4 protein-coding genes and 2 pseudogenes are annotated in these 7,652 nt (G+C 49.4%); 3 read left to right on the top strand and 3 right to left on the bottom strand.

Annotation, left to right across the window (positions count from 1 at the left end; translation table 11 throughout):
• Window positions 1-135: 135 nt before the first annotated feature.
• On the bottom strand, window positions 136-1,434 hold the full coding sequence (locus tag AC3DOM_RS13735) for a transposase (RefSeq protein WP_487919611.1): 1,299 nt from the start codon (window positions 1,432-1,434) through the stop codon (window positions 136-138).
• Window positions 1,435-1,550: 116 nt separating this feature from the next.
• Here AC3DOM_RS13735 and AC3DOM_RS13730 point away from each other — a divergent pair, with 116 nt between their 5' ends.
• From AC3DOM_RS13730 to AC3DOM_RS13720, 3 genes and pseudogenes are all read left to right on the top strand, one after another.
• Window positions 1,551-4,481, top strand: coding sequence for a VPS10 domain-containing protein (locus AC3DOM_RS13730; RefSeq protein ID WP_487919610.1), 2,931 nt, complete (start codon window positions 1,551-1,553; stop codon window positions 4,479-4,481).
• The gene (locus AC3DOM_RS13725; RefSeq protein WP_487919609.1) at window positions 4,478-6,121 is read left to right on the top strand and encodes a hypothetical protein; all 1,644 of its coding nucleotides are present in this window, start codon (window positions 4,478-4,480) and stop codon (window positions 6,119-6,121) included. The genes AC3DOM_RS13730 and AC3DOM_RS13725 overlap by 4 nt, the downstream gene beginning before the upstream one ends.
• A gap of 71 nt (window positions 6,122-6,192) precedes the next feature.
• A pseudogene (locus AC3DOM_RS13720) lies at window positions 6,193-6,915 on the top strand (type I restriction enzyme endonuclease domain-containing protein); the annotation flags it as partial.
• On the opposite strand, the gene AC3DOM_RS13715 reads toward AC3DOM_RS13720, so the two are convergent.
• Together AC3DOM_RS13715 and AC3DOM_RS13710 are read right to left on the bottom strand one after the other, a co-directional pair.
• Window positions 6,867-7,229 (bottom strand): ABC transporter transmembrane domain-containing protein, encoded by a 363-nt coding sequence (locus AC3DOM_RS13715; protein ID WP_487919612.1) that lies wholly within the window; start codon window positions 7,227-7,229, stop codon window positions 6,867-6,869. The pseudogene AC3DOM_RS13720 and the gene AC3DOM_RS13715 overlap by 49 nt on opposite strands.
• A 125-nt stretch (window positions 7,230-7,354) precedes the next feature.
• Window positions 7,355-7,652: pseudogene (locus AC3DOM_RS13710) on the bottom strand (ABC transporter ATP-binding protein); the annotation flags it as partial.

Here is a 7,652-nt window from a genome sequence, read left to right as displayed (position 1 = left end):
CTTTAGTTTCGCCAAACTTGGCGACAGCACCTTGAAAAACAACGAAAAAAGATGAAATCTATCCGCCATAGGCAGAGCAAAACAAGAAGACCGCATGTATTCGGTCTCCTGCACATCATCGATATCCGGACTATCTTAAAGGACAGCCCAAGTCGAAGTCGGTAAGACCCTCGCCAAGACAATCTCAATCTGTCTGTCTGAAGCAAAAGGCTTCAAAACGGACGACAAGAGCATCTTGAAATGTCCGATGCGGTGTAAGCGGATGAAATCAGCCAGCGTAGCCCGAGAAGGGTTTTTGGCATAAGCCAGCGCTATGCGATATTGCAGGTAGTTGATCGCCAGAACGACCACAGCAAACCACTTCTCAATGGCTTCAAAGGATTGCAGGCGGAAATCACCCAGACCGAGCGCATGTTTCAAGTAAAGGTTGTCCACTTCCACAGACCAGCGCTTCTGATAATATCTCAAGACTTCTTGTGCACTCAAACTGAGATCGGTGCAAATGAAGTACTTGGGGCGCTTGTCCCCGGGGCGTTTTTTAGAGATGATTGCGTGGACAGGATCAGCAATCTCTGCCAAAGTTCCCTTGATGCTGCGGGTGAGATACCTGGGCGGTTTGCGATTTTCGTCCACAGTCTCAAGCGTAATTCGCTTGTAAGACCGGTGCTTGAGCAACTGATTGTGTTGGGACATCTTTACTTTATCGAGGGTTCGGTTTGACTTCACTGCGCAGATGACGTGCCATCTTTGTCTGCGGCAGAATTTGATCAGTTTTTTGGAGGCATACCAAGAATCAAAGAGCACATAAACTTTATGCCCTTGCGGTAAAAGGGGAGCCAGTTCTACCAACATTTGGCGTGCCAAGGCATATTTTGTGCGAAAGCGGAGACGCTTTTCGGCAGGTCGCCGCCGATTGAGACGCCGCACAGTTTTTTCTCGCAGGTATAAGCGAGTATCGAAAAGAAAATCAAAGGGTCCGATTTGGACACCTACTTCGACATACATGTAACCGTTTGAGTAAACCTGCTTTTTGCGAGTGCTTTCAAGATGGTTATGATGAAGGTCAACTGCTTCCAGGTGACGGGTAGCTTTGCCCTTTTTGCCCAAACTATCATCGATCTTGATGAAAATCTCAAACGACATATTGATTTTTCTTGCCAATTCCAGAAAGGTTTTCATCATCCAGCGTTTGCGAAATGCGCCTATATCTTCCGCCTGCCAAGGGCTTTCACGGAAAAAATCAGCGCCGTTTTTCGGGTCTGTTTTTTCTTGAAACAAACGATACAGGGCGCTGATTGTTTTGCTTTGATTGCTGACCAACAGCGCATCCACGATCCGAAGTAAATGCCGCATTTGCGGTTGGTAAAGTTTAAGGTTCAGAGCGTCGATAAATCCGACAAGATTGGCGGAATGTTGTACAATAAGTGCGAGCATTGGTCACCTCTGGGTTAGGGAGTTCTATCAAACTTATCCTACCAGATTTCCAATGCTCATCTTATTTTGGCGAAACTAAAGTAAGGTAAAGGTTTTTCAGTACGAAGGGAATTTTGATGAGAATGAAATATGTCTTTGCGGTCATTGTGGTCCTGATGGTGACTCTACCCATTGCGTTTGCCCAAGGTGGTGGTTTTACCGAAGAGTTTGACGATACAAACCTTGCCGGTTGGGACAGGACTCCTGATATTGAAGTACGAAATGGAACCTTGCATATTCCGCCGGAGAATTTTGTAGGTCTTCCTGGCGTTTGGGGTGAAATGGAGCTGGATTTTACTGTTCGACGTCTTTCAGAAGGGGATTTTATTCTTAATTACGGAACAAACGAAAATAGTTCCTATCACTTACTGAGCGGTAGCACTTATATCGTTTTACAACATGAATCAGCGGGGGACTTGCGAGAAATAGCGAAGGCAGATCTGGAGTTTATCCCAACAGGAGAATGGTTTCAGTTATCTGTCCATGTGATTGGAAATGAACATCAGGTTTTTATTAACGGGCACTCAGCTTTTGTTGTAAATGAACCAATCGAAAAGGGTGGCATTTCTTTTGAATCCTTTGCTGATACGGATATAGAGATAGATCGAATCTCACTTAAAGCTGATAGCCTGCCAATACCCTCTGATCAACCTAATCCCGATATACAAGAGATACCCTTCACTGAGCCAAAAACTTCGCCGCTTATTTCCAATTCGGAGCTTCGCTGGGTACGCTTGGGTGGGCCTCCTGGGGGCACGGGGTACGACATTCGCTATAACTTTGGCAACCCAGATATTTGGTATGTCACTGATGCGCATGGAGGAGTACATATCAGCGTTGATAATGGATACACATGGCAAGCAAGCAACACAGGAATTCCGGGGCAATCAGGTCCTACGGGAGATGCAATTGGAGTCTTCTGTCTGACCGTCGATCCAAATGATTCGCAGATTATCTGGGCTGGTACTATTGATTCGGGCCACATTTTCAGGTCGACAGATGGTGGCAAGACTTGGGTTGAGCGCGACAACGGTATTTCCATCCAATATGATGCATTGACCTTCCGGGGGATTACCATTGATCCGACTTCTTCAGATATTGTCTATGCCATGGCGGAAACAACCGACGAATCTGCGACGGAACAAGGGCAGGGAACATGGAAAAGTGGTACAGGGGGCGTGGTCTATAAAACAACAAACGCTGGGGAAAATTGGGAGATCATCTGGGAAGGCGATATGCCTTCCAGTTTGGCACGCTATTTGTGGATCGATCCGCGTGACACGGATGTACTTTATGTATCGACCGGTATTTTTGACCGTGGTGCAGTAGGCGATAACGATTCGTTGGATGATCCCTTTGGCGGCTTGGGAATATTAAAATCAACGGATGGCGGGCAATCCTGGCGCATTTTAGGCAAGGAAAACGGCTTGCGCCTCTTATATATTGGTAGTCTCTATATGCACCCTGAAGACCCCGATGTGCTATTGGCTGCTGCTGGACATTTGATGGAACCGGATACCTTACCTTACCTTGAACGGCTAATGGATGAAGGTCTACCCAGTCCCATGGGTATCTATAGGACTGCTGATGGTGGCGAAAACTGGACGCAAACCCTGGCTGGTTTCGAAGTTTTCTCATCTGTTGAGATCTGTCCATCAGACCCGAATATCGTCTATGCAGGCAGCATAGATTCTATTTATCGTAGTGAAGATGCGGGGCAAACATGGAGCGTTGTTGCCAGCCCTTGGGGACCTGATGGTGTCTCTGTTGGTTTTCCGATTGATATGCAATGCGACCCACGCAATACCAAGCGTTTATTTGTAAATAATTATGGCGGAGGAAATTTCCTGTCGGAAGACGGTGGGAAGACTTGGGTAAATGCCAGCCAAGGTTACACCGGGGCGCAGGTGTTTGGGCTTTCCATCATGCCTTCCGAAGCAGAACGGATATATGTCGCCGCTTTTGGGGGACTTTGGCGCAGCGACGATGGCGGAATAACTTGGGCAGGTTTGTATAACCCGCCTGATGAATTACTCAATATGCCCAGTCAGTCGATATCTGTAGATCCAACAAACAGTGACCATGTTTTAGCTGCAAAGCAGGAGATCGTCGAATCGGTAGATGGCGGAGAAAGCTGGACAGTACGCTGGTCTATGAAAGAACTGGAGGATCAGGGTATTCCAGGAGAATCTCTCCGCCCAGCCACTCCGGTAATTATTTTTGCCCCCTCTGATGCGAAACAAGTTTATGTCGGTTTCGGGCATGAAAACTGTCTCCTAAATCATGAACCGGTTTGCGAAACTACGCAGATAGGAGTAGCGATATCTAAGGATGGAGGGGAATCATGGAAAGTGTCTGGGGATGAGGAGATCGGTCGGGTAAATATTTTTGATATTGCGGTCGATTATAACGATGCCAACCTAGCTTATGCAGCCACAGGAACCGGATTATATAGGACAGCAGATAGTGGTGAGAGTTGGACAATGCTCTCCGGTCAATTGCAAAACAAGAAAGTTCACGCCCTGGCAATAAATCCTAATAACAATCAGCAAATGATCGCGGGTGTGGATCGTGACGGGATTTATATCAGCGAGGATGGAGGGACAACCTGGCAACATGGCATTGCTGGTTTGGAGCCTAATGGCTCCATTCATGATATTGTCTTTGATCCAACCAATCCCCAGATCGTATATCTTAGTGATCTGTTTAGCGGGGTGTATATGTCTACGGATGGTGGAAACACCTGGGCGAAGATCAATAATGGCTTGCAATCTCGTGCGGCAAGGAGCCTTGCGATCTCGGCGGATGGTCAGCATCTCTACGTGGGCACTAACGAAGACGGCGTTCTTCGTTTAGATTTGAGTGGTATTCCCCCTCAAAGGACTGGACAAGCGTCAGGAACCGCCGAGAGCACACCAGAAGGTCAACCCGCTTTACCATGTTTGGGCAGCTTAGTGCCAATTGCTTTGGTTGGTGTGACCTGGATATGGGGGCGCAAGGAAAAATGAAACTTCCTCGAATCTACCTTGCTTTTGTAATGCTCGTTCTGGTTACATCTGCTTGTAATACCGATAAGATTTCTGGCAGGGTAGTGGATGAGTATGGCCCTGTTGCAGGTGCACGGGTTCGTATTCAGGAGATGGAATTACAGACAGTTTCAGATCAAGATGGTCAATTTATAATTTTCACATCCGAGCCAGCCTATATTACTGCCTGGGAATATGGCTACTACATCAATGGCATGGAAGCCATACCGGGCGAAGAGATCGAAATCCATCTTGAAGCGCATACTACGGAAGATCATTCTGATTACGAATGGCTTCCTTCCACGCATCATGCTGGAGAAGGAGAAGATCGGGGCTGTGCCCAATGTCATAGCCGCGAAGGCACAGATATTTCCTTTAATCTCCCGGTGGATGAATGGCTCCTTAACGCGCATGCCCAAACCGCTCAAAACCCTCGTTTTCTGACCATGTACACTGGACAAGATATATATGGTAACCAAAGCCCCTCAACTCGTTATGGCTACAGCCGTGACTACGGCTCATTCCCATTGCGCCCCGATCCCAGCCATCCCTATTACGGTCCTGGCTACAAACTGGATTTTCCCAACACAGCCGGAAACTGCGCCGCCTGTCACACACCCCTCTCAGCGGTGGATGATGCCTATGGTGTGGATCCGACTGCCCTGTCGGGCGTTGCGCTGGAAGGTATCTCCTGCGATTTTTGCCACAAGGTCTGGGATGTACGTCTCGTCCCTGACACTGGCTTGCCCGGTGCCAATATGCCGGGAGTCCTGTCCTTTGAGTTTCGCCGCCCACCTGCTGACCACCAACTTTTTATCGGTCCCCTCGACGATGTTGCTCCGGGAGAAGATACGTTTTCTCCTTTGCAGATCCAGAGCCAAATTTGCGCCCCCTGTCATTTTGGTGTCTTCTGGGATACGGTCATCTACAACTCCTTTGGCGAGTGGTTGGAAAGCCCTTACGCTGATCCCGAAACGGGACAGGTCTGCCAGGATTGCCACATGCCCCCCCTCGGCGTGTATCAATTTGCCATAACGGAAGCAGGTGGAAAGAAACGCGATCCGGCGACGATCTTCAGCCATCGCATGCCCGGCGCAGCGGACGAGGAACTCCTCCAAAATGCCCTTACCATGAACGTGGATGCCCATCTCGAAGACGACAATATTATCATCGAAGTGGAACTCATCAACGATAAAACGGGGCACCACATCCCGACCGATTCGCCCCTGCGGCATCTTATCTTGCTCGTGCAGGTCACAGATGAAAATGGCGAAAATCTCCCTCAACTTGCTGGACCCGTTGTGCCAGAATGGGGTGGCGTTGGGGATTATGACAGAGGTTATTTTGCCGGCGCACCCGGCACGGCTTACGCCAAAATCCTGATGGAATTGTGGACGGAAGTCTCTCCCACTGGCGCATATTGGAATCCGACGCGGATTGTCAGTGATAACCGTATCCCTGCGCTGGGGAGTGATAGAACAACCTATATTTTCCAGACCTCGAAGACTTCCGAAGTCTCAGTGACATTACTCTTTCGTCGTGCCTTCATCGAATTGGTGGATCAAAAAGGTTGGGATATTCATGATATTGTCATGGAAGAAGAAGTTATTAAGTTGCAGTAACTAAGAGAAGAGACCGAGTTCAAACACTCGGTCTCTTCTCTTTCGCGGAATTCGTTAAATTCGCCTCATTCGTGATCTTAAAAATTCTCTGTAGCAACTCCCCAACTGGCAGATTTACCACCCGCGAGCCGCCGATCGCCCTCTTCGCCCTGCTCGACGAAGCCCTCGCCGAGGGCACGACCTTCTGCACCGAGCGTGGCATTGCCCTTGAAAGTGTGCTCGATGAAGAAAACATCTTCAAAAACCTGAGCGCCTTCAAGAACTTCGCCGATACTCTGCTGCAAAAAGATGTCTGGCGCAAAACCTTCGTCATCCACGAGAACACCATCTCCTCGCTCCACGAAGCCTGCAAACCCGAGATCTTCGAGCAGCCCCGCAAAATGGTCTACATTTTTCAATACCTGCGAGAAGTGCTGGACGCCATCATCGACCGCCAGGATATCGACTCGGTCAGTCTCAGGATCAGCGCCCTGCTCGACGAGAGCGTGGTCACCGCCGAAGAAGAAGCGGCGCAAAAAGGCATCGCCGAAGCCAAACCCGAATTCCAGGTCGTGCAAAGCGGCAAACAGTGGAATCTCAGCAAAGTCGATGTGGATGTGCTCAAAGCCGAATTCCGGAAATCGCCCTACAAACACATCGAAATCACCGATCTGCGAGCCTTCATCGAAGCCAAACTCGAACAGATGCTGCAACGCAACGTCACCCGCAGTGACTTCGCCGAGCGCTATCAAGGCATCGTGGATCGCTACAATTCAGGCGGCTCCACCACCGAGCAATACTTTGAAGAACTGATGAACTTCGGCAAAGACCTGAGCGCCGAAGAAGAGCGCCACATCCGTGAAGGGCTGAGCGAAAGTTGCTGCAAATGCTCAAAGAGAATTTTGCGCAGATCGTAGATTACCGATTGGCCCACACGCGCCATGATATTGACGCGATAGTAGATAAATGCCCAGCGGATCAGGGCCAGCACAAAATAAAAAATGACCGTGTTGCGTAAAGCGACTGGATTTCCGGCAGAAATACCCTCGTCGATGGCGACCTTGACCAGATACGGTCCCGCGACAGAGGAGAAGGTTGAGATCAGCATCAGCAACGAGGCAAAGAGCATCTTCCATTTATAGGGCGCCGCAAAGGCTGCCAAACGGCGCGCAACTTGCGGGTCAATGGGGCGGTCGTACAGCTCTTCCGATTGAACGACGTAGTTGGGCGGGGTGATGGTTAATTTAGGCATGGCTACTTTGCCCCGCTCAATTGCAAACTATGAATCTCCCGATAAAGTCCATCTTGTGCGAGCAATGCCTCGTGGCTGCCTACCTGCACAATACGACCCTTGTCCATGACGATGATCTTATCCGCACGCCGGACGGTGCTCAGGCGATGGGCGATGACAAAGGTGGTGCGGCCCTCCATCAGCTTATCGAGGGCTTCCTGAATCAGTTTCTCCGTTTGGGTATCCACGCTAGAGAGGGAATCATCCAGGATCAGAATACGCGGATTCATCAGCAGCGCGCGGGCGATTGCCACCCGTTGC

It is taken from the genome of Candidatus Desulfolinea nitratireducens, assembly GCF_982879505.1.
Note: the sequence above shows the minus strand (reverse complement) of the source record. Positions and strands in the feature narration are given on the sequence as shown.

What these genes read in the sequence shown, in the direction of transcription:
- AC3DOM_RS13735 (WP_487919611.1), bottom strand. Translation starts at nt 1,434, where the DNA reads ATGCTCGCACTTATTGTACAACATTCCGCCAATCTTGTCGGATTTATC.
- AC3DOM_RS13730 (WP_487919610.1), top strand. Translation starts at nt 1,551, where the DNA reads ATGAGAATGAAATATGTCTTTGCGGTCATTGTGGTCCTGATGGTGACT.
- AC3DOM_RS13725 (WP_487919609.1), top strand. Translation starts at nt 4,478, where the DNA reads ATGAAACTTCCTCGAATCTACCTTGCTTTTGTAATGCTCGTTCTGGTT.
- AC3DOM_RS13715 (WP_487919612.1), bottom strand. Translation starts at nt 7,229, where the DNA reads ATGCTCTTTGCCTCGTTGCTGATGCTGATCTCAACCTTCTCCTCTGTC.